Here is a 23,295-nt window from a genome sequence, read left to right as displayed (position 1 = left end):
TGAGACTGGTGACGTTGGGGCCAATGTCGCACACGGTTCCGGCGACTTCATGACCGAGAACAATAGGCTCTTTGACACGGATCGGTCCGAACCCACCGTCCTGATAGTAATGCAGATCTGATCCGCAGATACCTCCAGCCCCTATTTGGACAAGGACTTCTCCGCCACGCGGAGCCGAGACATCGGCGGTTTCAATACGGATGTCTTTTTGGCCGTACAATCGGCAGAGACGCGTTTGCATGGATTACTCCTAGGGCATCAGAACGGAAGGCAACCATGTAGCCAATGCGGGAATGTAAGAGACCAGCAACAGCACAATGATATTGGTTGCCAGAAAGGGAAGGATGGCCCAGACGACAGGTGTGAGCGGCAGCCGCGCAATATTGGCACACACGAACAGACAAACCCCCACTGGCGGAGTTGTTAGCCCGATCATTAGGTTCAAGACTGCGAAAGTCGCAAAGTGAAGCGGCTCTATCCCGACCCCCTGCGCCAGAGCGAGAAGTGGAACAAACAGGATTATCAAGGCCGCAATCGTTTCCATAAACATGCCCACAAAGAGCAACAGGAGATTGATGATCAGGATCACCAGGAACTTGTTGTCGGTGACGGAAAGCACACCAGATGCTATTGCTTGCGGGATGCGTTCTGAAACCAATATCCATCCGAATACATTGGCAAATCCTACAAGAACAAGAATAGCGGCCGAAGACACGGCGCTGTCTATCAGAATTTTCGGAACATCCGATAGTTTCAGTTCGCGATAGACGAAGGCGCCAACGACCAGCGCATAGACGCTTGCGACCACGGCCGTTTCCGTTGGTGTCGCAAGCCCGCTTAGCAGTCCGTAGATAATCAATCCTGTCATCGCTAGCGCCCAAAACGCCGAGGAGAAAGAAAGCGCTAGCTCGGATACGCCCTTCCACTCCTGTCGTGGAAAGTTCTTTTTGACCGATATGATGTAGCAGGTCACCATCATCGCCAGCCCCATCAGAATGCCCGGAACGGCACCAGCAAGGAACATCTTGCCCACTGAAATTCCAGAGAGCGCACCGACGATGATCATCGGAACACTTGGCGGAATGATTGGTCCTACAGTTGAGGACGCCGCTGTTACAGCGGCCGCGAAATCTGCCGGATATCCGGCCTTTTTCATCCCGGGAATCATGACGCCGCCAATAGAGGCCGCATCAGCCACCGCCGTCCCGGTGATGCCGCCAAACAGCATAGAGGCCGCAATATTTGTGAGACCAAGTCCGCCGCGTATCCAGCCAACCAAAGCGTTTGCAAAGCGAATGATCCGCCCTGTAATGCCGCCGCTGTTCATCAGGTTACCGGCAAGTATAAACCCCGGAATACTCAGAAGAACGAACACATCCATGCCCGCATACATCTTTTGTGGCATCACCACAAAAGGGATGTCGGCGAAAAACAAGTAGGCGAGGGAAGCCACACCAAGCGAAATTGCGACCGGTACACCGGTGATCAGACCAAGCAGAAACACCGTAATTAGTATTGTGACATCCATCAGGCGTCATCTCCGTATTTCTCGGGGAGCCCGGAGGTCCCTGCCCAGAGCATTGAAACAACCCGCAGACCAGAAAATACGAGCAACAGGACCAGCAACACCAGAATACTGACGTGGACAAAGTCCATCCGCAGTCCCATTGCAGCCGAAGTTTGGAGGACCCCGATGGAGGTGTATTTCCATGCCGGGCCTAGCAAAATGAGGCATAGAAAGGCTGTTACTGTAGCCGAAAATAGCCGCAGGCGCCGCGGCCATTCGCCGGGTAAGGACTCGCAGATGACGTCGACATTTACCAGGTCCCCACTCAGTAACGATAGACCAACACCAAATGCTGCAAGATACAGCAACGCATATCGCGTCAATTCCTCGGTCCAGACCGACGACATTCCGATCGACCGACCGATAACCTGATACAAGACCGCGCCGATCAGCACGCAGAACGCAAGGCCAACCCCTGCGCGGCACGCTTTCACGACGATTGTTTGAATGCTCTGGATCGACATCGAAAATCCTCAGGCTTAAATGAATGCGGGGCCGGAACGAAACCGGCCCCGCACTTTAGGCTATACACCTGTTTTATTGGGCAAAAAGACCTTCAACGATTGGTTTTATCTCGGCGTTAACATTGGCCAACACAGCATCCTTGGCTTTGGCTGCATAAGCGGCACCGTCAACTTCGACAAATGTCATGCCCTGTCCTTCAAGGTAGGCGCGATCAGCATCAATTGACGCCTCGAACAATCCACGCTCATAGGCTTGTGCAAGAGCCGCCGCTTGCATGACTGCGGCCTGGTCTTCGGCAGACAGCTTGCCCCATGTGGATTCTGCGATGGTCAGATAAATCCAGGAACGCACATGCTCTGTCATGTTCACATGGCTTTGAACTTCATTGAAGTTCGCAGAGCGGATCAGCGCGAGTGGGTTTTCCTGAGAGTCGATTGTCCCGTTTTGAAGCGATGTAAATACCTCGGAGAACGCCATTGGGCCAGGGTTGGCTCCAAGTGATTTCCATACATCAACGAACAGCGGCACATTCGGCACCCGCATCTTCAGACCGTTCAGGTCGTCGGGTGAAGGAATGGGACGGTTTGATGTCAGGTTGCGGGGACCACGGGCAAAGTGGGCGATGGGACGGATTTGAGCTTTCTCAATTATCTGTGCCTTGATCTGATCACCGATATCACCGCTAGCGACTTGGTCCATATGCTCGATAGATTTGTAGGCGTAAGGCACGGCCAGAAGTGCGGCCATTGGTGCCCAGTTCTGCAGGCTTTCTCCCGTGATTGTCATGTCAACTGTCCCAAGCTGCATGCCATTAATAAGGTCAATTTCCTTGCCGAGCGACTCGTTGGGAAACACCTCAACGGCTATGCGCCCGTCTGTCAGCCGGGACAGCTCTGCACCGAATTTGACAGATGCTTTGTGCCAAGGGTTTGACTCGTTGGCCAAGTGACCAAGCTTCAGCGTCATATCCTGTGCGATGGCCGCGCCACCAATGAACTGGGAAGCAATCCCAGCTACGATGATCGTTGTAAGTGCCTTAGTTAATTTCATAGTCTTCCTCCAGGGTGTGTTGTTGAGTGGTGTCTATTGTTGCGTTTCAACAAAAAAATCAGGATTTTCGGCCTGAATTGCGGGGAGATCTGTCAGAATCTCATTGAGATGAACGCGGATCGACATCTCTGCTTGCCTGACGTCTCCGGTCTCGATGGAATCAACAATCTCTTTGTGTTGCTCGATCAATTTGGTCGTCGGGAAGAGGCTGAAACTCAGGAACCTAACCCGGTCCATCTGTGACTTCAGCCCTTCGATGAATCTCCAGACATTCGCTTTGTCAGCGGCCTCAGCAAGCGTCCAATGAAAGAGTTCATCCAGCAGAATGAAGCGGGTTGGATCGTTGTGTGCCACACGCTGCTGCTCGGCCAATTGGGCGCGAAGCTCCTTTATAACAGCAGGATCAGATCTCTTCGCCAGAAGCTTTACGATGTCTGCTTCGATGGCCTCGCGCACGAACCGGGCCTCAAGAACTGTGACCGGGTCAATCTTTCTTACAATTGTACTGCGCTGAGGTCTGATCAAAATCAGCCCCTCTTCGGATAACTTGATGAAAGCTTCACGGACTGGCTGGCGACTTATCGAATAGGATTTGGCGATTTCCGATTCAGAAATTTTACTGCCTGATGCCAGATCATTTCTGACGATCCGTTCACGCAATATTCGGTGGAGCTGCGGCCCAATGGGCAAAGAGTGATCAAGATCCCAAACCGGACCGTGCGCAAACGGCATTAATTGTCCTTCCGAATCCCATATTCACCATACTTCCATACAAGTCAATAATCTTGTATGGAAGTATGGTGTATGCCATTTTTACCGTAATCTGATTGAATGTGCACGGTGTCGAAGGAGAGAAAAATGAGGCAAACTTGGCGATGGTTCGGACCGGCAGATCAGGTCACACTAAATGATATGCTTCAGGCAGGTGTGGAGGGCGTCGTGTCAGCGTTGCATCACGTGCCCACCGGGGACGTGTGGACTGCAGCTGAAATCGCACAGAGACAAAACGAAATTTCACGGCAGGCAGATAACGTGCCTTCCGGATTGAACTGGGAAGTTGTCGAGAGCCTGCCTGTCTCTGAGGATGTCAAGAAACAGCAAGGCGAATGGCGAACACATATTGCCAATTACAAACAAAGCCTTCGCAACCTTTCTGCTGCGGGTATTGGCATCGTTTGCTATAACTTTATGCCGGTACTTGATTGGACCCGCACTGATATTGCATTCCGTCTGCCCAATGGAGCGACTTGTATGCGATTTGATTTAACGGATTTTGTAGTCTTTGATGTATATATCCTGAATCGAGCAGGTGCGAGCGAGGATTATTCCGAAGAGCTTCTGGACGCTGCGGCAAAGCGATACGCAGTTATGGATAATGACGCTAAAGATAGCATCGCTAACAATGTTGTTTATGGTCTGCCCGGGGCTGCAGATTCGTTCTCACTCGAAGATGTTCGCCAACATATCGGTGAATATTCTACCCTGTCAGAAGACGGGCTGCGCAATAACTTAATTGCCTTTTTGGAGCACGTAGCACCCCTTGCGCAAGAACTCGGAATTAAACTTTGCTGTCACCCTGATGATCCACCGTTTCCGCTGCTCGGTCTGCCCAGAATCATGTCGACCGAAGCGCAATATCGCGCAATACTAGAAGCTGTGGATCTTCCGGCGAATGGCATTACGCTATGCTCTGGCTCTTTAGGAGCAAGGCCTGACAATGATTTGACAGGCATGATGACTCGGCTTGGCGAACGAGTACATTTTCTCCATTTACGAAATGTTACGCGCGAAAGCCACGAAGTTCGCGGTTCCTTTCATGAAGCCGAACACCTTAAGGGCGATACCGATATGGTTCCATTGGTTCAGGCTGTCCTTGACGAGGAAACGCGTCGTCGTGAAGCCGGGCGATCAGACAGCTCAATTCCTTTTCGTCCAGATCACGGACAGGATATCCTGGACGATCTGGGCAGAAAGGCGCAACCGGGTTACCCTGCCATCGGTCGTTTAAAGGGGTTGGCTGAATTGCGTGGAATAATGACGGCTCTATCACATGCAAACCGGAGCGCGCTTGGACAGGCAAAAAATTGACGTCGCCGGGGGAACTCCCGGCCGATCTGCGCAAACCGGCTTACGAACCAGCCGACCATGCGCCGGGGATTGGTCATATTGGAGTTGGCAGCTTCCACAAGGCGTAGCAGGCAATCTACACAGATGATACGCTTGCGAGCGAGGGCGGCGACTGGCGGATTGTCGGCGTAAGCCTGAGGCGCCCCAAAGCTGCCGAGGATCTAAATCTGCACATTGGTCTTTATAGTCTCTTAGAGCGGACACTGAAAAAGCCTCAGTGCGGGTTATCGGAAGCATGTCTGACGTCGACGCCTATGGGTCCAAGTAGGGTAATTTGATAAGAGAGTGTTGTTGGCTCATCGTAAATTCGAACCATTAGGAGACTGGTTCGAATTCGCCTGGCAGCACCGAGCTAACTTGTAAATGTGAGTCCCTCTGAGGATTAGGTTAATGTGATCCCAACCATCGACAAGGCGTCTCCGTACTTTATGTGGAGCAATCACCAAGAAGCATCTATGATGGTGCTGCTCCCTGAAACCTGAACAGATCGAGGCATTTATGGAATATCGTCGCTTGGGAAAATCCGGCCTGCAAGTCAGTGAATTTTCGCTTGGCTCCTGGGTCACCTTCGCCAAACAGGTCGATACCGGCGACGCAAAATCGCTGATGACTGCCGCCTACGACGCAGGCGTCAACTTCTTCGACAATGCCGAAGGGTACGAATCGGGCGCCTCCGAGGAAGTGATGGGCGAGGCGCTAAAAGACCTCGGCTGGACCCGTGACAGCTATACAGTCTCGTCAAAAGTATTCTGGGGCGGGTCTAAACCAACCCAGCGCGGGTTGTCGCGCAAACATGTGACCGATGCCTGCCATGCCGCCCTACGCCGATTGCAGGTGGACTATCTCGACCTCTATTTCTGCCACCGCCCTGATATCGATACTCCAATCGAGGAAACCGTGCGGGCCATGCATGACCTGATCGCGCAAGGCAAGGTTCTCTACTGGGGCACCTCCGAATGGAACGCCCAGCAGATCTCTGAGGCTCATGGCGTGGCCCGTGCCAATCATCTGACGCCGCCGACGATGGAGCAGCCGCAATACAATCTCTTTGAACGGGCCAAGGTTGAGGGCGACTATATGCCCCTCTACGAAACGTTCGGTCTTGGCACGACCATCTGGTCGCCGCTCGCCTCGGGCATTCTCACCGGCAAATACAATGGCGCCATCCCCAATGACAGCAGGATGACCCTGCCGGGCTATGAATGGCTGCGCGACACCCTTGCCACGCCAGAAGGGCAGGACCGGCTAGCCAAGGTCACCGCCCTCTCAAAGCTGGCGGCAGAGGCCGGTATACCCGTCAATCACCTGGCACTCCTGTGGTGCCTTGCCAACCCACGCGTTTCTACGGTCATCCTTGGCGCATCGCGCACCAGCCAGTTAACTGACAACCTCGGTGCTCTAGCCAACCGGGACAAGATGAGCCCCGACTTGCTCGAGGCCATTGAAGCGGTGATGCAGAACAAACCGGAGGAGGCGAAGCGCTACTAAATTGCCTCGGCTCTATTGGAGGGTCTGTTGCACGAGCAAAGTATCGGTATCCGTCGCCAGACTGCCCGGTTTTGGCGGCATCGGTTTAGGCTGATGTTCGTCTCCGAAATTCGAAATCGTCGCAGTGAGGTCATTCGGTTGAGCCAATAGCGATGGTGTCTCGATGAGGTGGTCGTGAACAACAACGGCACGACACCCTACCTCTGACGGGCCGTTGATCACGAAGGTGATGGTAGACAATCGGAATCCGACTTGGATCTTAGTCGCGTTTGCAGCGTCTGATTATAATTAATAAATGTAATACATTAAGAGGTGGGGAAGGCTCAACGTCGGTCCCGTCCCCTCCTGGATGCTTAGTCGCGCAAGCGCACAAACCTGTTGCTTGACACAGCCTCACTCACAGAAGCCAAGGCGTTGAAAGTTAACCTATGGCGTGCGGTAGAGGAGGGGGTGGCACCGCCGTGCCAACCAAATTGCGCCATGAACCACCTCCGGGCCTTGCTGCTGCCGGACGTTCTGCGCGAATACTGCTTTGCACAAAATGGGAGCGCGAAATCGCTATCCAAGTTGTAAACCAAATTAGATTGAGCCGTCGGCAATCGTCCCCCGCCGACCGATTGTCATTTCGACCAAGCCCCTCTGAGACGCTCATCAGTCATAGCGAAGCTCAGACGCATCTGCCCAACCCCAAGGCCCTTGCCGACCAGCGCTTCGGCGATCGGCAGCGTGACGGATATGTCCGCATACATCTGCAGGCCGATCAGTGGTGCGACAGGACCCCATATTTTTTTATCGGGCCTATCTCACTCACATGATGTGCGGCAGCGTGCCCATCATGAAATCACGATTATAGTTGAGATAGCGAACACGTGGATCATCGTCTGAGTTCCGCATTATCTTGTCGTAGTCGGCCAGGCAGATGATTTGCGCCTCGTTCTGAATGATTTGAATACTCCTCTTATCAAGAAAGGCTTCACGAAACTCGCTCGCCAATCGAAAAGACGGAAAGTTCAGTACCGTCGTCGTACCGCCCGCGTTATTATGAAGGCCATAGCAAACCACCTTTTGTCTTTCGAAGATAAAGTCGGCAAATTCCATCGTGCCTTCTCTATAGCTTTGTATTGGAGCCTCCACAGCCTGGATGCGCTTTAGGACGCATCCCAATTTTATCGTTGTAGAATTTGACTGATTCTGGAAGAGAAGGGCCTTCTTCTTTCTGCACTGCAGCAGTAGCTGCCTAAAAAATAAGCGATGCCTGGCGGTCCGCCCCGTCTCGTATAGGACCGCAATTTGCCCGCTGCACTGCGGCGAGGGTACCTTCATCCCATGTCATCACTGCATCACGGAGGGCGCGTGGCATTCATTCGCCTAACTGCCAAGTGCTGCGGAACAGCGTCTCGGAAATTGCGCCGCGCAACATTTTACGGTGATTTCTGCCGGTAAGCCCAAAAAAAGCGGCACCCTCGGGAGGTGAGGGCACCGCTTATAATGATAGTGCGCTACGGGAGGAGGTGTAGCGCGCCTTCTTTTGGGTTGCAGCTTGCTTTCGGGAGGAGGTGAAAGCTTGCTACTAGGGTGTGACGATGTCTCTGGGAGGAGAAAGTCCGACACTAGTTCCTTTCTCCTCATAGACGGAAATGCGGCACCGCAGCAATCTGAAATGCTGCGGTGCAGCCAATCGATCGGCATGATGATAAAATTTCATACGACCTCCGATCTGTTTGCTTAAAAAATGTGCTTGTGCTGAACAAAGCTGGCGCAACTCGGAAAGAGCAGAGGCGCGGTCTTTGCACAACAAAAGAAGCAATCTCACTCCCACAGCGTAAACTGGTTTGAATTTGTTGGGCAGCACTGTTCTCAGCTCTTTATTGGGTGACGATCGCTCACCAGTCGTAGGCCAAGATGGGCTGGGGGCGCGCCAACCGCGCACCCGCCCCGAGCCGGGTCGCGGACCAGAAAAGAGATGACGGCGCGATGCTCGCCTCCAAGGACATAGGCTGCACAGGGCGCCTCTGGTGATGTTCCTGTTTCGCCGTTGTAGCAATCCCCGGTCCATTCCCAGACGTTTCCGTCCAGATCGGCGACCCCCTCTGCGGTCGTCGACCAGAATCCTACGGGCCGAAGCGAGCGATCGATGTTTTCTTCAATCTGGTAGGCTGACGCCCATGTCAGCGAGGGGTCTGTGAAGATAGGGTCGGGCACTTCGGGCAGCACATCTTTGGCCATCTCGAACCATTCGTTCGATGTGGGAAGCCGAAATGGGTGACGAGTCTCCTTAGACAACCAGTGGACGTAGTCTTGCGCGTCCATCCAGTTAATTCCCGTTGCCGGGAAACTCTGCGGGTCAGCACCCTCGGGTTGGTGAAGTTCCAGATGGCAGGCGCCATCCTCGTAACAGCGGTTCCATTCAGCAATAGTTGTCTCGCGAACCTGTGCGAATATCTGTGAGCCGCCAGCGGACTCGAGAGACACCGCCACCATGTCCGGCAGCGGTGCGACGTGCGGAGCGAAGCTGACCCATCCTGCGAAGGCAAGCCCCGCGCCCAGGAACGTCACGGCAACAGCAGCCAGTTTTACTGGTCCGTTGACTGACAATCCTAAGAACGCAGGGGACACTAGGCAGCTCCTTCTGACTTGCTCAGGCGTCCATCACGGATGGTTCCATGACCTGCTCCATGAGCGCATTGTTCCATTCGCCATCGACGACGAAGTGGGCTGTTGCGCCAAGCAAGGCGGCTTCGATCAGGTTGTGGTTCACGTAGGCGTAGACGCCCGGTTGCTCGAATGTGTACATCGCAGCACCGGCTGAGCCGCCCCGGATGAACCAGGTTTCCAACCCGGTCTGCGGTGCGTCGCTGAACGAACCGGCTTCCCAGACGAAGTTGCCGTGGCCGCCAATCAGGTGTGGCCGCGTATCGCGGTTGGCTTGATTGTGGATCATAAGTACCGTCTTGCCGACCTCTGAACGGATTGCCTTTGACCCTGTGAGCGCTCCGACGGCCCCGTTGAAGACGCTGTGGGTCGGCGTCAGGGTCCGCATGGCTTCCAGCGAGTCGGCATAGTCTTCGCCAGGACTGCTGTACTGGAGGAAGTCACCTCTCTCGTTGCGCGGCAGATAATAGTCCTGCTCGCCGATATAGGCGATTTGGTCGTAAGGCAGCGCGTTTCCTTCGCCGTCCTTCAAGCCGTCGCGGGGCAAGACCATTACAGAACCATTCATGCCGTGGCAGACATGGTAAGGGATCATCGCACCACCCGGTGCGCAATGGTAGGTAAAGACACCCGGCTTCGTTGCTTTCCAGCGCAATACGGTTTGCTCGCCAGGATAAATGTGTGTCAAGCCGCCACCACCCAGCGCACCGGTCGATGCGTGGAAGTCGATGTTGTGTTCCATTAAGTTGTTACCGGGATTCTTAAGCGTAATTTCCACATAGTCGTTTTGATGCACGATGATCAGTGGCCCAGGCACAGAGCCATTGTAGGTCAGCGCCCAGATGCTTGCGCCGGTGTCTTCGTCGACAACCATCAGGCGTTCGCGGATGCTGAATTCAACCTCAACGATCTTTGGCGCGCCCGTGGCGACCTGTTCGTGCGCAGGAGCGAAGGGTGGCGCGACCATACGTTGCTTTACGCGCTCATATCCACTGAGATCGGCGGGCGCAGCCGCCACAATCGCATTTGCCTGCGCCTTGACCACATTGGGATCAATCTGCAGCGTTGCGGGCGCGGCCAGGCGGCGCGGCGCTGTGGCCCCAAGGGCTGCACCGCCTGCCAAAGCGGCCGCCCCGGCAAGGGCCGTCCCCTTCAAAATATTGCGCCTGCTGGTAATTGGACCTGTTTTTTGGATTTTGGACATGACTAGCTCCATTCTAATGAGAATTTGTGGATCAAAGGCCAGAAAGCTGTTCTTCAAGCCGTTGTTTGGCGCGGGGCGGCAGACGCCCTGCAAGGAAATCGTCCGGCGCGCCGGCCTTGGAACCCACCTGAATGACCATGACCATTCCCATGGAAAAATGCGGCTTGCACATGACGGCATAGTAGCCTTTGGTTTCAAGCGTGACTTCGAACTCTTCGTTGACTTTGCCGCCAAAAGCGTCTGCCCCCTTGGGGATCATTCCCTTGATGGTTTCGGCATTGTGCCCACGATCCGTCGCAAGGAACTTGATCGTATCACCTGCCGAAACCGACAACGCGGCTGGTTCGAACACCATGTTTCCCGCTTCGCCCTTATTGAGCATGTGCACTTCGTAAGTTTCAGCAACGGCTGCGCCACCGATCGTTGATGCGAGAGCGAGTGCTGCTGTAAGCATTCGTAACATTGGTCTTTCCTTTCAATTGAAACGTCGTTGGTGCACTTTCTATCGAAACGGCAGTGTCGCCTCTTTGCGGATGAACAAACTTCGCTCGCTTTGGGATCAGGCTTTTGCGGGTTCGAGAATGTGCCTTATCCCGCGGAACCGAACGCGGTAGGGTCTGGCTTGAAGGCAATCAGATCGGGGCAATCAGAGCGTGAACAAACTCGACAACACTCTTCTGAAGTCATTGCCGCCCTTCTTGAACCTTGCGCCAGACCAGATCCGGGACATTCTCGAGCGCGCACAGCCAAGGCGTTTCGCGACAGGAGACACAATCTTTGCCGAAGACGGCACCGTGGATGCATTCTTTCTGCTTTTGGATGGCTACGTCCGTGCCGTGCGCATCACAGAGGACGGCGAACAGATCGTTTTGCTTCACATTTCTTCAGGGCAGTTGTTTGGCATTGCAAAAGCCATAGGGCGCACCACATATCCGGCCTCTGCAATTGCCACCGGCGAGTGTCTGGTGTTGTCCTGGCCGACAAGACACTGGGACGAGTTCATCAAAAAATATCCCCGTTTTGCAAGCGAAACCTACAGCACTGTCGGCAGTCGCATGGGCGAGTTGAACAATCGCATCGTTGAAATGTCGACGCTTCATGTCGAGCAACGGGTTGCAAATGCGATCCTGCGAATGGTGCAACAGGCAGGCCGCAAAACCGAGCAAGGGATCGAGATCGACTTTCCCGTCACGCGGCAGGATGTCGCCGAAATGGCAGGCACGACATTGCATACCGTCAGCCGTCTTCTCAGTGCATGGCAAAAGGCCGAGATCATAGCAAGCCGTAGAAAGCTTATAGTGGTGACGGCCCCCCACAAGCTTGTGGTGTTTTCGGAGACCGGCCAATTTCCCGAATAGCGGCGCGCAAATCGTTTCGAAGGACGTCAGGGTCCAGACGATAAATCACGCAGACCTCGTCAAGAGTATGCATAAGGTTGACCGAGCATCCGACGCAGTACATGCCACGGCGTAGAAAGACGCCAATGGTTTCTGGCCGCCGTTGCATCAGCCGTCCGACCGAAAGACCGTCGCGGGGTCGAATTTCGATGGGCATGCATTCCTCCATAAGTTGCCCAAGCCTGCCTCCGATGTGAATCGGTCTCTTTGTCTAGGCTCAAACTTCTGGAGAGTTTTAAGTGCCTCCGACGTGTCGCGGATCCCGAAAACAAAACTGTATGCCCTCAGAGCGAACAGAAGCAAAAAGAGAGAATTGAGCGGGCTGAGTTTTCACATATTGTCGTAGCAACACCATTTCTTCCCTGACGGCAATTTTGGGACAAATCGTGGGAAGGAGGTCTTTGATGCCAAAGCCAAAGCTGTCTCAGCATTCTCTCAGACTTGGAATTCTGTTATCCCTTGGGTTGCTAGGGTCCTCTAGGAGCATCAGTTATGACACGAAAAATCGCGAACAAGGTCTATGAAGGTGAACTTGCGCGCCTACAAATTGAATTGGTGAAGCTTCAGGAGTGGGTGAAACATTCAGGACATCGAGTCGCCATTGTCTTTGAGGGGCGCGATGCTGCCGGGAAGGGTGGAACGATCAAGCGAATTACTGAAGCGTTGAATCCGCGCATATGCCAAGTAGTTGCACTTCCGGCGCCGACGGAACGAGAGAAGTCCCAATGGTATTTTCAGCGATACACAGCGCATCTACCGGCAGCAGGTGAAATCGTCATATTCGACCGTTCGTGGTACAATCGTGCGGGTGTTGAGAGGGTTATGGGGTTTTGCACCGACGAAGAATACACAGAGTTCATGCGAAGCTGCCCAGAGTTTGAAAGAATGCTGGTCCGCTCCGGAATTCAGCTCATCAAGTATTGGTTTTCAGTAAGCGACGAGGAACAGGAGCGGCGGTTTCAGAAGCGCCTGACCGATCCGACTAAGCAATGGAAGCTCAGCCCGATGGATCTGCAAAGCCGCAAGCGTTGGGCGGACTATTCAAAAGCTAAGGACAATATGTTTGCCCACACCGATATCAAGCAAGCTCCATGGTATGTGGTAGATTCTGACGTCAAAAAGCACGCGCGATTGAACTGCATAAGCCACCTTCTCTCACTGATCCCCTATGAGGATGTTTTTAGAGATCCTATCGCGCTGGAGGACCGCCCACCGCAAAAAGGATATGAGCGTCCTCCGATGAGTGACCAGACTTTTGTCCCCGAAGTTCATAAAAAATTGGATTAGAAGGCATAAGCAGCAGCGCTATTGGCAGCAGCGCACAAAAGAGGCGCAAAAACTGGCGGATGGTATCGCGCCAAGGGTTCTTGATCTGGAGGTCAGCTTCAGAGACCAAGTCTATGCTTACCAGGCACTAAATCTCATGGGTGTAGGCGTCGCAGTGCGCGCATTTACCATGCACGAGCTAATTGCTGAAAAGATGCGCCCTGCTGCAACAGCCAATCAGAAAGCGATATCGCCGCCAAGACGTCTACGACACCGCCTATCTGATTGATGACCGTGATTTTGGCGCGGCCGGCAAATCCGAAATTCTGGCGACACTGATCGAAAAATGCCGCAGCAGCGGTATTGAAGCCAACCAAACGTCCATGGACGATCCGGAAATCAAGCGTCGCGCAGCGGCGGACTGGGACACGTTAACCTTGGAAGTGAGTGACCTGCCGAATTTCGAAGAGCGCTTTGTCCTCATGCGCGATCTTTATGTTTCGCTGCCGTCGGATGACCCACAGAACGACTCGTAGTCAGCCCGATGGGGCGCATTTTGGTCGCTGGAGAACCCGGAGCTGACATCATTACCGAACTTTATCGCGTTGCGGGCGAGTTGGTGATCGACAAACCGGGCAATGGCGGCAGCCATGTTTGCAACCTCTTCATCGAGGAGGAATGCTCCAATTTCTTCAAAGCAACAGGATATAAAACCAATTGAACGCAAAACGCTCTAAGCAGTCGAAAGGTCACGAAAAGCTGGCTGAACGTCGGGTTGATTCCGCTACCCGGCCTCATGCTGGAAAACACTTGAGAACTGCTCACGCAATAATTTCTTTTGCACTTTGCCCATAGTGTTGCGCGGTAAGGCGTCGACCACCTCGATCCAACGGGGTCGCTTGAACCCGGCCAAGTCACGCTTGGCCGCATCTTCGATCGCTTTCACATCCAAGGCAGTATTGGGTTCTGCAACCAGCACAGCAATCACACTTTCACCGAAATCTGGGTGGGGCGCTCCGATAACTGCGCTTTCCAGGACGCCGTCGAGATCGTCAAGAAACAGTTCAATTTCCTTGGGGTAGATATTGTAGCCACCAGAAATGATCAGGTCCTTCCCACGTCCGACGATATGGACATAGCCGTCCATGTCGATCAAGGCCAGATCGCCCGTGATGAAAAAGCCATCTGGGCGAAGCTCCTCCTTCGTTTTCTCAGGCATGTTCCAATAGCCTTTGAATACGTTAGGACCGCGCACCTCTAAAACGCCGATTTCGTTGCGGTCCAGTTCGCCTCCGCTTACGGGATCGCAGACTTTTACTTCAACATCGGCCAGAGGAAACCCGACTGTGCCCGCACGGCGGTCGCCGATATAAGGATTTGAGGTGTTCATGCTGGTTTCGGTCATGCCGTAGCGTTCCAGTATCCGGTGCCCTGTCCGTTCGGCGAAGCGTTCGTGGGTTTCCGCCAGCAAGGGAGCGGAGCCCGAGATAAAGAGCCGCATATGGGACGTCATGTCTTTGTCGAAACGCGCATCGTCAAGAAGGCGCGTATAGAATGTCGGCACACCCATCATGGCGGTTGCATCGGGCAGGCGGGCAAGGGCTGTTTCGACGTCAAACTTCGGCAGGAAGATCATGGAACCGGCGGCCAGAAGCATAACATTCGTCGCCACAAACAGGCCATGACTGTGAAAGATCGGCAGGGCATGCAAAAGAACATCGCCGCTTGTAAAACGCCATTCGTCCACAAGCGCTTGTGCATTTGAAGACAGGTTTTTGTGGGTGAGCATCGCGCCCTTGGAGCGACCTGTCGTGCCCGACGTGTAGAGTAAGGCCGCAATATCGTTCTCGACACGGTGTGCAGTTTCGGCAGTATCGATTTGCTTTGACATCAGATCGGCCATTGTGCCGGTTCCGTCGCCCGCAAGTGTTAGAAGGGCGCAGTTCTTTTCACGGGCTATCTCCGCAAGCGCGTCTGCCTCACTAGGATCACAAACAAAGAGCGCGGCGCCGCTGTCCCCAACGAAATAGTCAAGTTCGGATGCGGTGTAGGCAGTGTTGAGCGGCAGAAAGATAACGCCTGCCTGCACACAACCGGCATAGAGCGCCAAGGCTTGGGGAGACTTGTTGATATGCACGGCTACCCGGTCACCAGGAACGAGGCCGAGTGCTTTGAATGCATTGGCAAACTGCGCGGCCATAGAGAGGAAGGCCGAATAGCTGATTGTGCTTCCCTCTGAAACATAAAGGAACGGTGCGTCACTGCCCGCATGAGGGGCGAACAGCGCGTCGTAAAGGTGGTTGCTCATCGTGTTCTATGTCCCATCGCTGCCCCGTTTCTACGGGCGGATCAATTGGTTTTGAGGGCTTCCTGCTCGAGGATTTTCGTATAACGCGCAAATCCCAATGTGACGTGGGCGTGAGCCGCCGCGCGCGCGGCTTCAGTATCGCCGGCGGCGACGGCTTCGGTAATCGCACCATGCTCTTCCAACGAGCGCGCAATATTGGTGGCGATGGATAGCCCGCGCCTGCGGAACAGGTGCATCTCTTTGACGATATTGTCGTAGATCGATTTTGCCCTTGGATTATTTGAGGCTTCGAGAAGCAAGTCGTGGAATTCGATGTTCAACGCATAGTAGCTTTCAGTGTCGTCATTGCGACGCGCGTCTTCCATCTTGTTCATATTCCTTTTCAAGGGCTTAAGAACCCCCCGTCCTGCGCCGCTTGCAACTTCCCGCGCTGCAGCCGAGCATGCCATCGCGAAAATAGCGCCGCGCAATTCGTAAAGGTTGCGCACTTCATCCAACGTCGTCTGGTGAACGAACGCGCCCCGATTGGCGATCAGATCGATAAGGCCTGAATCGGCGAGGGAACGTATCGCTTCGCGGACAGTTCCGCGACTGACGCCCATCGCGTTTGAGAGCGCAAGTTCATTCATCTTTTCACCAGCTGCGAGTTCGCCTGCTTCGATCATCCGCTCGAGTTCACGGCGCACTTCACCTGCCAGAGTCGCACGCTGCGCGCCAATTACTCTTGCGTTCATGTCCATACCCTTTGTTGATTGAACCTGATTATTTTGTCAACAATCAACATTCATATTGTTATTTGCTGATATACCGCATATGTCTTTTGTAACAACCTGAACCGCATGGGGCCAGAGATGAACCAGCTTGCTGAGATTTAAATGACTGACCTTGAAAAAGCCCGCACGTCGACGCCAAGTCCTGCGGGAAGCACCGCCCTAAATGGGTTGCGTGTCTTGGATCTTACCCGGGTCCGTTCTGGACCAACATGCGTGCGCCAGTTGGCGGACTGGGGTGCGGATGTGATCAAAATTGAGGCGCCAGTCGATACGGCGCAGTTTGGTGGCCCAAGATCGGGACCGGACTTTCAGAACCTGCACCGCAACAAGCGCAGCCTTACACTCGACCTTAAAAGTGAGGCTGGCAAGGCCGCGTTTCGCAAGCTTGCTGATACGGCAGATGTGATTGTTGAAAACTTCCGTCCGGCAGTGAAGACGCGTTTGGGCATTGATTATGAGACCTTGTCAAAGACCAACCCGGGCTTGGTCTACGCTTCAATTTCCGGCTTCGGGCAAGACGGTCCGTTGGCAGATCGCCCGGGCTTCGACCAGATTGCTCAAGGCATGGGGGGATTGATGTCCATAACCGGTAAGCCCGGGGAAGGGCCGATGCGCGTGGGCATCCCAATTGCGGACCTCTGCGCTGGTCTTTTAGCGGCTCAGGGCATTCTAGTTGCTCTTTTTGAGCGGCAGCATTCGGGCATGGGTCAATGGGTGCAAACATCACTGTTGCAGGCGCAGGTTTTTATGCTGGACTTCCAGGCTGCGCGGTTTCTGATGGATGGCGATGTTCCCAAGCAGGCCGGTAATAATCATCCGACGTCGATCCCGACTGGTGTCTTCAAGACGAGCGATGGACATATGAATCTTGCCGTCACCGGGAACAATATCTGGGCTAAATTTGCCGAGACGGTCGACCGAAAGGACTGGTTGGAGGATCCCGACTACGCAACTCCGACCGCGCGCTCGGACAATCGCGACGCATTGGGGGTCGAGATTGAGGCCATCACGCAGACGCGGACAACGGCGGAGTGGATCGAACTGTTCACAGCTGCCGGGGTGCCAGCCGGTGAGATCAACGATATCGGTCAGGTGTTCAGCAATGAACAGGTGCGTCACTTGGGTATGGCCCAGCCGGTTGTCAGCCAGGAGCGTGGCGAGACGGAACTGGTCGGACAACCCATCATCATGAGCAGAACGCCAAGTCGGATCGCCAGTCCGCCACCAACAGCCGGCCAGCACAGCGAAGAGTTGCTCCTCGAAATTGGGCTCAGCTCTGAAGAAATCGCTGATATGAAGGCCTCTGGCGCAACCTGAACATTTAAAAAGCGAACCCAACAATGACCACCAAGATACTTACAGAGCAGTCCGGCGACATAGCGCGGATCATCTTCAATCAACCGGAAAAGCGCAACGCGGTGTCACTTGAGATGTGGGAAGCTGTCGAAGAAGCTGCAACGCGTTTTGCCGCCGATGAAACGGTGCGTATTTTGATCTTGTCGGGTGCGGGCGGAAAGGCCTTTGTGTCCGGCGCCGATATCTCAAAGTTTGAAACCGAACGCGGGAGCGCCGAGGCAGTAGATCACTATAATGCTACCACAAAGCGCGTTTATGATCTGATCGAGGCCTTTCCAAAGCCGACTATTGCACAGATTGACGGATACTGCATCGGCGGTGGTGTCGCATTGTCCTTGTCCTGCGACATCCGGATTTGCGGTGAGAAATCACAGTTTGCGGTGCCTGCGGCCAAGCTAGGGCTGGGTTATGGCTTTGCCGGGATAAAGCGGTTGGTGGATGTCGTTGGTCCGTCCTTTGCAAAAGAGATATTTTTTACCGCGCGCCGTTTCACTTCGCAGGAGGCAATGGGGATGGGGCTGGTAAACCGGGTCGTACCTGACGATCAGGTGGCGCAGGTTGCGGAAGAAACTGCGCGGATGATCGCGGACAATGCTCCCATGACTGTAAGTTCGGTGAAATTCATTGTTGCTCAGACCGTTGCTCCGGAAAGTGAGCGTGATCTTGAGGGATGTGCGGTTCGCGTGAAGGCCTGTTTCGACAGTGCAGACTACATTGAGGGCCGCCGGGCATTTCTTGAGAAGCGTAAAGCTAATTTTGTTGGTGCTTGATGGAAAAGGTCGGTTCTGAGCGAATTGATGAGGCTGGCGCACGCGCCCATTTTGAGACGGCCCTTGCGGATCATGCCCAAGAGTTCGAGACGTTCTTTTTTGCGCGCTTTCTTGGCCTAAGGTTCGAGTATTTGCCTCAGGACGTGCCAGGAGAGGACAAAGAAGTCTGCAAACTGACATTTGACGTGACAGATATGTTGAAGAACCCACAAGGCACATTGCACGGCGGAGCGATGGCTTCAGCGATGGATATTTCGATGGGCCATCTTGTCAAGAAAGTCGCAGGCCCTGGGGCCACCATAGAGATGAAGGTTCAGTTCATGCGGCCTGTCCGCGAAGGCACTGTTACCTGTGAGGGGCGTTTCCTGAAGCGAGGGCGCAGTTTGTCCTTTATGGAGAGCCGCCTTTCTGGTCCGGACGGTAAGCTCGCGGCACTTGCTACCGCGACATGGAAAATGCCCTAGCGGCGACCTTTTGGGGTTTGAGCGACATGACCTTCTCATCCGAGCTTTTATCTGATGTGCGATCAAAATTTGCGCATGTCGCGGAATGTCCTTTTGGTGGCCCGCGCGTTTTTTTTGAAAATGCCGGGGGCGCGCTGACGCTGAATTCGGTTGTGGAAACTTCAGGTCGGATGGCGGCCATCCCGGACAATCAGGGGCGCGACAACCCGGCGTCCCATGCGCTTGTCGCAATAATCGACAAGGCAAAGGCCGACATGCGTGTCCTGTTCAATGCGCCCGATGGCCAGTTCTTCGTGGGGGAAAGTGGCACGGAATTATTGTTCCGGCTGATACGGGTGGCCTGTCTTGGAACGCCTGATGGGACGGTTCTGAGCAGTACAGTTGAACATCCTGCCACCCGAAGTGCAGCGTCGAAGTGGGCAGAGACTGCGCGCAAGACCCACGTTCTTATTCCGCATGACGATGCCGTGGGGGCAGTGGATGCCGCTGCCTACTCTACCATGGTGCGCCCAGAGACTCGCGTGGCAACGATCCTGCACACATCACCGGTGACGGGAATGAGCATGGACGTCGCAGCTATTTCGAGGGCGATCCGTGTAGTCTCGCCGGAGTGTTTCATCATTGTTGATGGGATACAGCACGCGGCACACGGGCAGTTGGATATCGAAAGCTATGGCATCGATGGCTATGTGGTCTCGCCGTATAAAGTATTCTCACGTCACGGGTATGGTGTGGCCTGGATGTCCGACCGACTGGCTGCTTTGCCACACGACCATTTGCTTGGTGCACCCGGCGAGCCATGGGAGTTAGGAACCCGTGACACGGGCGCCTACGCAACATTCTCGGATGTTGTGGATTATTTCGAGTGGCTTGGAAGTAAGGTCAGCCACGAAACGGATCGCCGTGCCCGTATCGTGGCGGCAGGACACGCGATCCATGCCCACGAGAAGGCGCTGACGGATGCGATGATTTTTGGGACGGGTAACCTGAAGGGGCTGGCGGATCTTGCCAGTGTCTCCATCATAGGGGGCGTCGAAAACCCACGTCGCGAGGGTCTTGTGTCGATAGCTGTTCAGGGACAGGCCGCGCGTGATGTTGTCACAAAGCTGCAAATGCGCGGCATCCGCACCCACACCCGCAAGGCGGACCACTATTCGGGAAATATCCTTGACCCTTTGGGCATGCCTTCGGCGATACGGGTGTCGATGTGTCACTACAATTCCACTGGAGAGGTTGCGCAATTTCTTCAGGCGATGCGCGAGATTGTGGAAGAGGGTGCCTAGTCCGCTGCGAGGCTGGTGAGTTGATTGAAAAGGGCTGGGGTGATTTCCAGCCCTTTTTCGCGGGCGATGTCAAAAGCTGCCATTGCCCGGGCGCCAGGAAACCTGATGGGTTGGTTTGGGTCGCTTTGCCCGGAGTTGGAAAGGCTTTCTGAGGCCGTGCGCATCTGATGAGAGAGTTCCTCGGGGTCCATGATTTTGCGCGTATCGATCAGAACAAACATCTGGCCAAGGTTTTGTGGCTTTTCAGGTGATCGTACGGAATTCGGAATAGCCGAAAGCATGGCCGCTCCTGAAAGACCGCCGGCGAGAAGATCAAGGCAGAGAGCGAGCCGGCTTCCTTTTGCGCCTCCGATGGCTTGCATCAAGCCTTCCAGCGCTTTGGCCGGGTCTGTCGTGGGTCTGCCATTGATATCTGTCGCCCAGGTCTCGGGGATGGTTTCACCCGCTGCCGCCATCGCGCGGACGCGAGATCGCGACACAACGGACATCGACATATCAAGAAGCACAGGCGCTCCGCCCGGGTTTGGCATGCCAATGCCCAATGGGTTGTTGCCGATCGCCTGGCGCTGGCCACCCTCAGCCGCGATCATTGGAGCGGTATTCGACGTGATAATTGACGCCATCCCCGCCCGGCTTGCCAGAAACAGGTAGGGGGCCAATGCACCAAGATGGTTTGCGTTTCGACACAAGACGACTGCTGCGCCTTGAGTTTCAGCGACTTCAATAGCAGCATACAACGATTGATGTGCCACGGCGGGGCCAAGTGCGTTTGCGCCGTCTACAGTGCGGATCGACGGCGCAGTCGCTGTAATTTTCGCGACGGCCGAGGCTGTAATGCCGCCCACTTTCATCCGGTCACGATAGGTTGCGACGCGAGACAACCCATGTGTGTTCAGTCCCATCATCTGGGCAATCGTCAGAATCTCCGCAGCGGCTGCTGCCCCCGTTTTAGGCACACCCGCACGCTCGAATGCGCGGGCCACAAGTTTCAAGGCGTCCTGCTCGGACAGGCGCATCCCTAAATCCCCGCGTTCTTGGCCTCTTCTGCACGCCTACTGAATTTGTTCAGGAGCGGAAGTATTCCCACCAGCACGACCGTGACGCCGATGATCCAGAGCGAGGCAGGTCGCTCGATGAAGATGCCGAATGAGCCGCGCGAAATGGTCAGCGTCTGACGCAGTGCTTCTTCTGCCAGTGGACCAAGGACCAATGCCAGAACCAGAGCCGCCGGAGAGAAGCCGTAAAGCCGCATGAAGAAGCCGGCAATACCAGCCGCGAACATGATGTATGTTTCCACGAACGACGCGTTCACGCTGAATGTGCCTAGCGTGCAGATCACAACAACTGTTGGGCCGAGGATGCGGTAGGGGACCTTGATAAGTTGCACAAAGAGTGGGATCGCAAAGATGCTGATTGCAAGCAGGGCCATGTTTCCAAGGTACATTGATGCAATCAGGCCCCAGGCGAGTTCGGGGTTTTGCTCCATGAAAAGCGGCCCCGGTCGCAATCCCCACATCAAGAAGGCGGCCAACAGAACGGTTGTGGACGCCGAGCCCGGGATACCAAGTGTCAAAAGCGGGATCATCGCTCCGGACGAGGCTGCATTGTTCGCTGTCTCGGGAGCCACAAGGCCCGCCATTTCCCCCTTGCCGAAGTTCTCGGGGTTCTTCGAAATTGATCTTTCGACGGAATAGGCCATCAGCGAGGCGATCGTGGCGCCAGCGCCTGGAATGACCCCTACGATGAAGCCAAGTATGGAATGGCGAACCATAGTCATTCGGGTCGATATATAGTCCTGCGCCGTGGGCCAGAACCTTTCTTCGTTGTCGTATTGGACAATCGACCCTGATCCGGATTTGTGGAGACCCTGATAAAATGCATAGAACAATTCACCCAAGCCAAAGAGGCCGATTGCAATGGGGATGAAGTAAATGCCACCAATGAGTTCAGCCGAGCCAAATGTATAACGGCCCTGTCCGGTTTCTAGATCAACGCCGACCGTACCAAGGGCAAATCCGATGAGCGCGGAGATCACGCCAAGCCGCCAATTGGATCCGATCATTACGATAAGTGTAAGCATCCCCATAGTTGCCAGCAGGAAGTATTCTGGCGGTCCAAAACTTCGCGAGACCTGAGCAAACATTGGCGCAAGGAGGGTGATCATGATCACACCGACAGTTCCTCCGACAAAGGAGGCAACTGCTTGCATCACGAGCGCGGGTCCGGCTCTTCCCTGCTTGGCAAGCGGAAAGCCGTCAAATGTGCTGGCAACAGTTGCGCTTTCGCCAGGTGTATTCAGAAGGATTGATGTGATCGTGCCTCCGTACATTGCCCCATAGTAAATTGCGGCAAGCATCATGATGGCCCCCGTCGGGTCCATTCCGAAGGTGACGGGCAAGAGAATTGCCAGACCTGCCGACGGGCCGAACCCAGGGATGACCCCGACAACCATCCCGACCATTGCACCGATCAAAAGGTAGAGCATGTTGATGGGCGAAATGGCTACGGAAAAGCCCATCATGAGATCGCTGAAAATGTCCATCTAGGGCACTCCTGGTCGCGGAAGCGTTTCCGCGCGAATTATGAGAACGGCAGATTGTAGAGAGCGGGCGGCATGTTGGCGTTTAGCACTCGGTCGAACAGTATGTAGACTGTACTTGGAATGACGACGGCAAGGATGGCGTTTTGCAGATGTTTGCCTTCGTTGACGAAGAAGAGCGCCACACCGAGGTAGATCACAGAGGCTGGGAACCCTCCCAGAAGGCGCAGTAAGACCGCATAGACAATTGCGAGCCCCATCAAGACAACGACATCGCCCCAGCCGCTGTCCTCGGAAGGGATAACCTGATCGGCTGCCGCGTCCGAGCCGGCGCGGCGCGCATCGATGATCGCCCAAATCGTGAAAAACACCATGCCGATTCCGACGAGCCGCGGGAAGAATCCGGGGCCAAGACGCCCGGTGCGTGTCATGAAGGAAAGATCTGCGAAGGCAACGTAGCTGTAGAATACAGAGCCGGCCAGCAAAACGAGCAGAAATCCGATACGCATTGTGATTTGGCCTCCAATAAATAAGTGATCGGCCGCACCGAGGGTGCGGCCGATCACATGTCTAGCGATTGCTATTC

At 54.6% G+C, this 23,295-nt stretch carries 26 protein-coding genes; 10 read left to right on the top strand and 16 right to left on the bottom strand.

All coding sequences use genetic code 11. From position 1 onward, the window contains the following. The 5 genes from AC221Y_RS06690 to AC221Y_RS06670 form a co-directional block, all read right to left on the bottom strand. A partial coding sequence (locus tag AC221Y_RS06690; protein WP_486707025.1) for an alcohol dehydrogenase catalytic domain-containing protein occupies positions 1-241 on the bottom strand: 241 nt, incomplete at its 3' end. A 9-nt stretch (positions 242-250) separates the two neighbouring features. Next, entirely contained in the window at positions 251-1,528 is a 1,278-nt protein-coding gene (locus AC221Y_RS06685) for a TRAP transporter large permease (RefSeq protein ID WP_299750295.1), read from the bottom strand. After that, positions 1,528-2,031, bottom strand: a complete 504-nt coding sequence (locus AC221Y_RS06680) for a TRAP transporter small permease (protein ID WP_299750292.1) — start codon at positions 2,029-2,031, stop codon at positions 1,528-1,530. Before AC221Y_RS06680 ends, AC221Y_RS06685 begins: the two co-directional genes overlap by 1 nt. A gap of 73 nt (positions 2,032-2,104) precedes the next feature. Beyond that, entirely contained in the window at positions 2,105-3,082 is a 978-nt protein-coding gene (locus tag AC221Y_RS06675; protein ID WP_299750289.1) for a TRAP transporter substrate-binding protein, read from the bottom strand. A gap of 33 nt (positions 3,083-3,115) precedes the next feature. Continuing rightward, entirely contained in the window at positions 3,116-3,814 is a 699-nt protein-coding gene (locus AC221Y_RS06670) for a GntR family transcriptional regulator (RefSeq protein WP_299750286.1), read from the bottom strand. 126 nt (positions 3,815-3,940) lie between these two features. Between AC221Y_RS06670 and uxuA the strand changes: the two genes are divergently transcribed. After that, the gene (uxuA, locus tag AC221Y_RS06665; protein ID WP_486707024.1) at positions 3,941-5,170 is read left to right on the top strand and encodes a mannonate dehydratase; all 1,230 of its coding nucleotides are present in this window, start codon (positions 3,941-3,943) and stop codon (positions 5,168-5,170) included. A 537-nt stretch (positions 5,171-5,707) separates the two neighbouring features. Next, complete coding sequence (locus AC221Y_RS06660; protein WP_299756639.1) at positions 5,708-6,697, top strand: potassium channel beta subunit family protein; 990 nt, start codon at positions 5,708-5,710, stop codon at positions 6,695-6,697. A gap of 12 nt (positions 6,698-6,709) precedes the next feature. Here the strand turns inward: AC221Y_RS06660 and AC221Y_RS06655 are convergent, their stop codons facing one another. The 5 genes from AC221Y_RS06655 to AC221Y_RS06635 all read right to left on the bottom strand — a co-directional run bounded on the left by AC221Y_RS06655 (position 6,710) and on the right by AC221Y_RS06635 (position 11,016). Beyond that, the gene (locus AC221Y_RS06655) at positions 6,710-6,937 is read right to left on the bottom strand and encodes a hypothetical protein (protein WP_486707023.1); all 228 of its coding nucleotides are present in this window, start codon (positions 6,935-6,937) and stop codon (positions 6,710-6,712) included. A gap of 567 nt (positions 6,938-7,504) precedes the next feature. Further along, complete coding sequence (locus tag AC221Y_RS06650; RefSeq protein WP_299756642.1) at positions 7,505-7,795, bottom strand: hypothetical protein; 291 nt, start codon at positions 7,793-7,795, stop codon at positions 7,505-7,507. 759 nt (positions 7,796-8,554) lie between these two features. After that, positions 8,555-9,313, bottom strand: coding sequence for a formylglycine-generating enzyme family protein (locus AC221Y_RS06645; RefSeq protein WP_299756645.1), 759 nt, complete (start codon positions 9,311-9,313; stop codon positions 8,555-8,557). Between the two features lie 22 nt (positions 9,314-9,335). Then, a complete protein-coding gene (nirK, locus tag AC221Y_RS06640; protein WP_486707022.1) occupies positions 9,336-10,553 on the bottom strand; it encodes a copper-containing nitrite reductase in 1,218 nt (405 codons plus the stop codon). A gap of 31 nt (positions 10,554-10,584) precedes the next feature. Then, positions 10,585-11,016, bottom strand: a complete 432-nt coding sequence (locus tag AC221Y_RS06635) for a pseudoazurin (protein WP_299749450.1) — start codon at positions 11,014-11,016, stop codon at positions 10,585-10,587. A 190-nt stretch (positions 11,017-11,206) separates the two neighbouring features. Between AC221Y_RS06635 and AC221Y_RS06630 the strand changes: the two genes are divergently transcribed. Further along, positions 11,207-11,911 carry a Crp/Fnr family transcriptional regulator gene (locus AC221Y_RS06630; RefSeq protein WP_299749453.1) on the top strand — a complete coding sequence of 235 codons (705 nt, stop codon included), beginning with the start codon at positions 11,207-11,209 and terminating at the stop codon, positions 11,909-11,911. Here the strand turns inward: AC221Y_RS06630 and AC221Y_RS06625 are convergent. Beyond that, positions 11,847-12,107 carry a DUF1858 domain-containing protein gene (locus AC221Y_RS06625; protein WP_486707021.1) on the bottom strand — a complete coding sequence of 87 codons (261 nt, stop codon included), beginning with the start codon at positions 12,105-12,107 and terminating at the stop codon, positions 11,847-11,849. The genes AC221Y_RS06630 and AC221Y_RS06625 overlap by 65 nt on opposite strands. A gap of 335 nt (positions 12,108-12,442) precedes the next feature. On the opposite strand from AC221Y_RS06625, the gene ppk2 reads away from it, so the two are divergent. From ppk2 to AC221Y_RS06610, 3 genes are all read left to right on the top strand, one after another. Then, complete coding sequence (ppk2, locus tag AC221Y_RS06620; RefSeq protein WP_299749455.1) at positions 12,443-13,237, top strand: polyphosphate kinase 2; 795 nt, start codon at positions 12,443-12,445, stop codon at positions 13,235-13,237. Between the two features lie 182 nt (positions 13,238-13,419). Then, positions 13,420-13,752 carry a hypothetical protein gene (locus AC221Y_RS06615; RefSeq protein WP_299749458.1) on the top strand — a complete coding sequence of 111 codons (333 nt, stop codon included), beginning with the start codon at positions 13,420-13,422 and terminating at the stop codon, positions 13,750-13,752. Positions 13,753-13,760: 8 nt separating this feature from the next. Beyond that, a complete protein-coding gene (locus AC221Y_RS06610; RefSeq protein WP_366141650.1) occupies positions 13,761-13,937 on the top strand; it encodes a hypothetical protein in 177 nt (58 codons plus the stop codon). A gap of 63 nt (positions 13,938-14,000) precedes the next feature. On the opposite strand, the gene AC221Y_RS06605 is transcribed toward AC221Y_RS06610, so the two are convergent. Then, a complete protein-coding gene (locus tag AC221Y_RS06605; protein ID WP_299749461.1) occupies positions 14,001-15,524 on the bottom strand; it encodes a malonate--CoA ligase in 1,524 nt (507 codons plus the stop codon). Positions 15,525-15,565: 41 nt separating this feature from the next. Beyond that, complete coding sequence (locus AC221Y_RS06600; protein ID WP_299749463.1) at positions 15,566-16,258, bottom strand: GntR family transcriptional regulator; 693 nt, start codon at positions 16,256-16,258, stop codon at positions 15,566-15,568. A gap of 141 nt (positions 16,259-16,399) precedes the next feature. Between AC221Y_RS06600 and AC221Y_RS06595 the strand changes: the two genes are divergently transcribed. The 4 genes from AC221Y_RS06595 to AC221Y_RS06580 are packed head-to-tail and all read left to right on the top strand — an operon-like array spanning position 16,400 to position 20,170. Then, the gene (locus AC221Y_RS06595) at positions 16,400-17,614 is read left to right on the top strand and encodes a CaiB/BaiF CoA transferase family protein (protein ID WP_299749466.1); all 1,215 of its coding nucleotides are present in this window, start codon (positions 16,400-16,402) and stop codon (positions 17,612-17,614) included. Positions 17,615-17,637: 23 nt separating this feature from the next. Beyond that, positions 17,638-18,423, top strand: a complete 786-nt coding sequence (locus AC221Y_RS06590) for an enoyl-CoA hydratase (RefSeq protein WP_299749469.1) — start codon at positions 17,638-17,640, stop codon at positions 18,421-18,423. Continuing rightward, positions 18,423-18,887, top strand: a complete 465-nt coding sequence (locus AC221Y_RS06585) for a PaaI family thioesterase (protein WP_299749472.1) — start codon at positions 18,423-18,425, stop codon at positions 18,885-18,887. Before AC221Y_RS06590 ends, AC221Y_RS06585 begins: the two co-directional genes overlap by 1 nt. Further along, entirely contained in the window at positions 18,872-20,170 is a 1,299-nt protein-coding gene (locus tag AC221Y_RS06580) for an aminotransferase class V-fold PLP-dependent enzyme (protein WP_486707020.1), read from the top strand. The genes AC221Y_RS06585 and AC221Y_RS06580 overlap by 16 nt, the downstream gene beginning before the upstream one ends. Here the strand turns inward: AC221Y_RS06580 and AC221Y_RS06575 are convergent. From AC221Y_RS06575 to AC221Y_RS06565, 3 genes are all read right to left on the bottom strand, one after another. Then, positions 20,167-21,186, bottom strand: a complete 1,020-nt coding sequence (locus AC221Y_RS06575) for an Ldh family oxidoreductase (protein WP_299749477.1) — start codon at positions 21,184-21,186, stop codon at positions 20,167-20,169. The genes AC221Y_RS06580 and AC221Y_RS06575 overlap by 4 nt on opposite strands. A gap of 2 nt (positions 21,187-21,188) precedes the next feature. Then, entirely contained in the window at positions 21,189-22,712 is a 1,524-nt protein-coding gene (locus AC221Y_RS06570) for a tripartite tricarboxylate transporter permease (protein WP_486707019.1), read from the bottom strand. Positions 22,713-22,750: 38 nt separating this feature from the next. Further along, on the bottom strand, positions 22,751-23,295 hold a 545-nt coding region (locus tag AC221Y_RS06565; RefSeq protein ID WP_486707018.1), incomplete at its 5' end, for a tripartite tricarboxylate transporter TctB family protein.

This window comes from Boseongicola sp. (assembly GCF_057460485.1).
The sequence above is the reverse complement of the archived record's forward strand: the minus strand, read 5'-3'. Positions and strand labels throughout refer to the sequence as shown.

Excerpts from the sequence above, each read along its gene's own strand:
- AC221Y_RS06685 (WP_299750295.1), bottom strand. The coding sequence starts at position 1,528 with ATGGATGTCACAATACTAATTACGGTGTTTCTGCTTGGTCTGATCACC.
- AC221Y_RS06680 (WP_299750292.1), bottom strand. The coding sequence starts at position 2,031 with ATGTCGATCCAGAGCATTCAAACAATCGTCGTGAAAGCGTGCCGCGCA.
- AC221Y_RS06675 (WP_299750289.1), bottom strand. The coding sequence starts at position 3,082 with ATGAAATTAACTAAGGCACTTACAACGATCATCGTAGCTGGGATTGCT.
- AC221Y_RS06670 (WP_299750286.1), bottom strand. The coding sequence starts at position 3,814 with ATGCCGTTTGCGCACGGTCCGGTTTGGGATCTTGATCACTCTTTGCCC.
- uxuA (WP_486707024.1), top strand. The coding sequence starts at position 3,941 with ATGAGGCAAACTTGGCGATGGTTCGGACCGGCAGATCAGGTCACACTA.
- AC221Y_RS06660 (WP_299756639.1), top strand. The coding sequence starts at position 5,708 with ATGGAATATCGTCGCTTGGGAAAATCCGGCCTGCAAGTCAGTGAATTT.
- AC221Y_RS06650 (WP_299756642.1), bottom strand. The coding sequence starts at position 7,795 with ATGGAATTTGCCGACTTTATCTTCGAAAGACAAAAGGTGGTTTGCTAT.
- nirK (WP_486707022.1), bottom strand. The coding sequence starts at position 10,553 with ATGTCCAAAATCCAAAAAACAGGTCCAATTACCAGCAGGCGCAATATT.
- AC221Y_RS06635 (WP_299749450.1), bottom strand. The coding sequence starts at position 11,016 with ATGTTACGAATGCTTACAGCAGCACTCGCTCTCGCATCAACGATCGGT.
- AC221Y_RS06625 (WP_486707021.1), bottom strand. The coding sequence starts at position 12,107 with ATGCCCATCGAAATTCGACCCCGCGACGGTCTTTCGGTCGGACGGCTG.
- ppk2 (WP_299749455.1), top strand. The coding sequence starts at position 12,443 with ATGACACGAAAAATCGCGAACAAGGTCTATGAAGGTGAACTTGCGCGC.
- AC221Y_RS06610 (WP_366141650.1), top strand. The coding sequence starts at position 13,761 with ATGGGGCGCATTTTGGTCGCTGGAGAACCCGGAGCTGACATCATTACC.
- AC221Y_RS06605 (WP_299749461.1), bottom strand. The coding sequence starts at position 15,524 with ATGAGCAACCACCTTTACGACGCGCTGTTCGCCCCTCATGCGGGCAGT.
- AC221Y_RS06600 (WP_299749463.1), bottom strand. The coding sequence starts at position 16,258 with ATGAACGCAAGAGTAATTGGCGCGCAGCGTGCGACTCTGGCAGGTGAA.
- AC221Y_RS06595 (WP_299749466.1), top strand. The coding sequence starts at position 16,400 with ATGACTGACCTTGAAAAAGCCCGCACGTCGACGCCAAGTCCTGCGGGA.
- AC221Y_RS06590 (WP_299749469.1), top strand. The coding sequence starts at position 17,638 with ATGACCACCAAGATACTTACAGAGCAGTCCGGCGACATAGCGCGGATC.
- AC221Y_RS06585 (WP_299749472.1), top strand. The coding sequence starts at position 18,423 with ATGGAAAAGGTCGGTTCTGAGCGAATTGATGAGGCTGGCGCACGCGCC.
- AC221Y_RS06580 (WP_486707020.1), top strand. The coding sequence starts at position 18,872 with ATGGAAAATGCCCTAGCGGCGACCTTTTGGGGTTTGAGCGACATGACC.
- AC221Y_RS06575 (WP_299749477.1), bottom strand. The coding sequence starts at position 21,186 with ATGCGCCTGTCCGAGCAGGACGCCTTGAAACTTGTGGCCCGCGCATTC.
- AC221Y_RS06570 (WP_486707019.1), bottom strand. The coding sequence starts at position 22,712 with ATGGACATTTTCAGCGATCTCATGATGGGCTTTTCCGTAGCCATTTCG.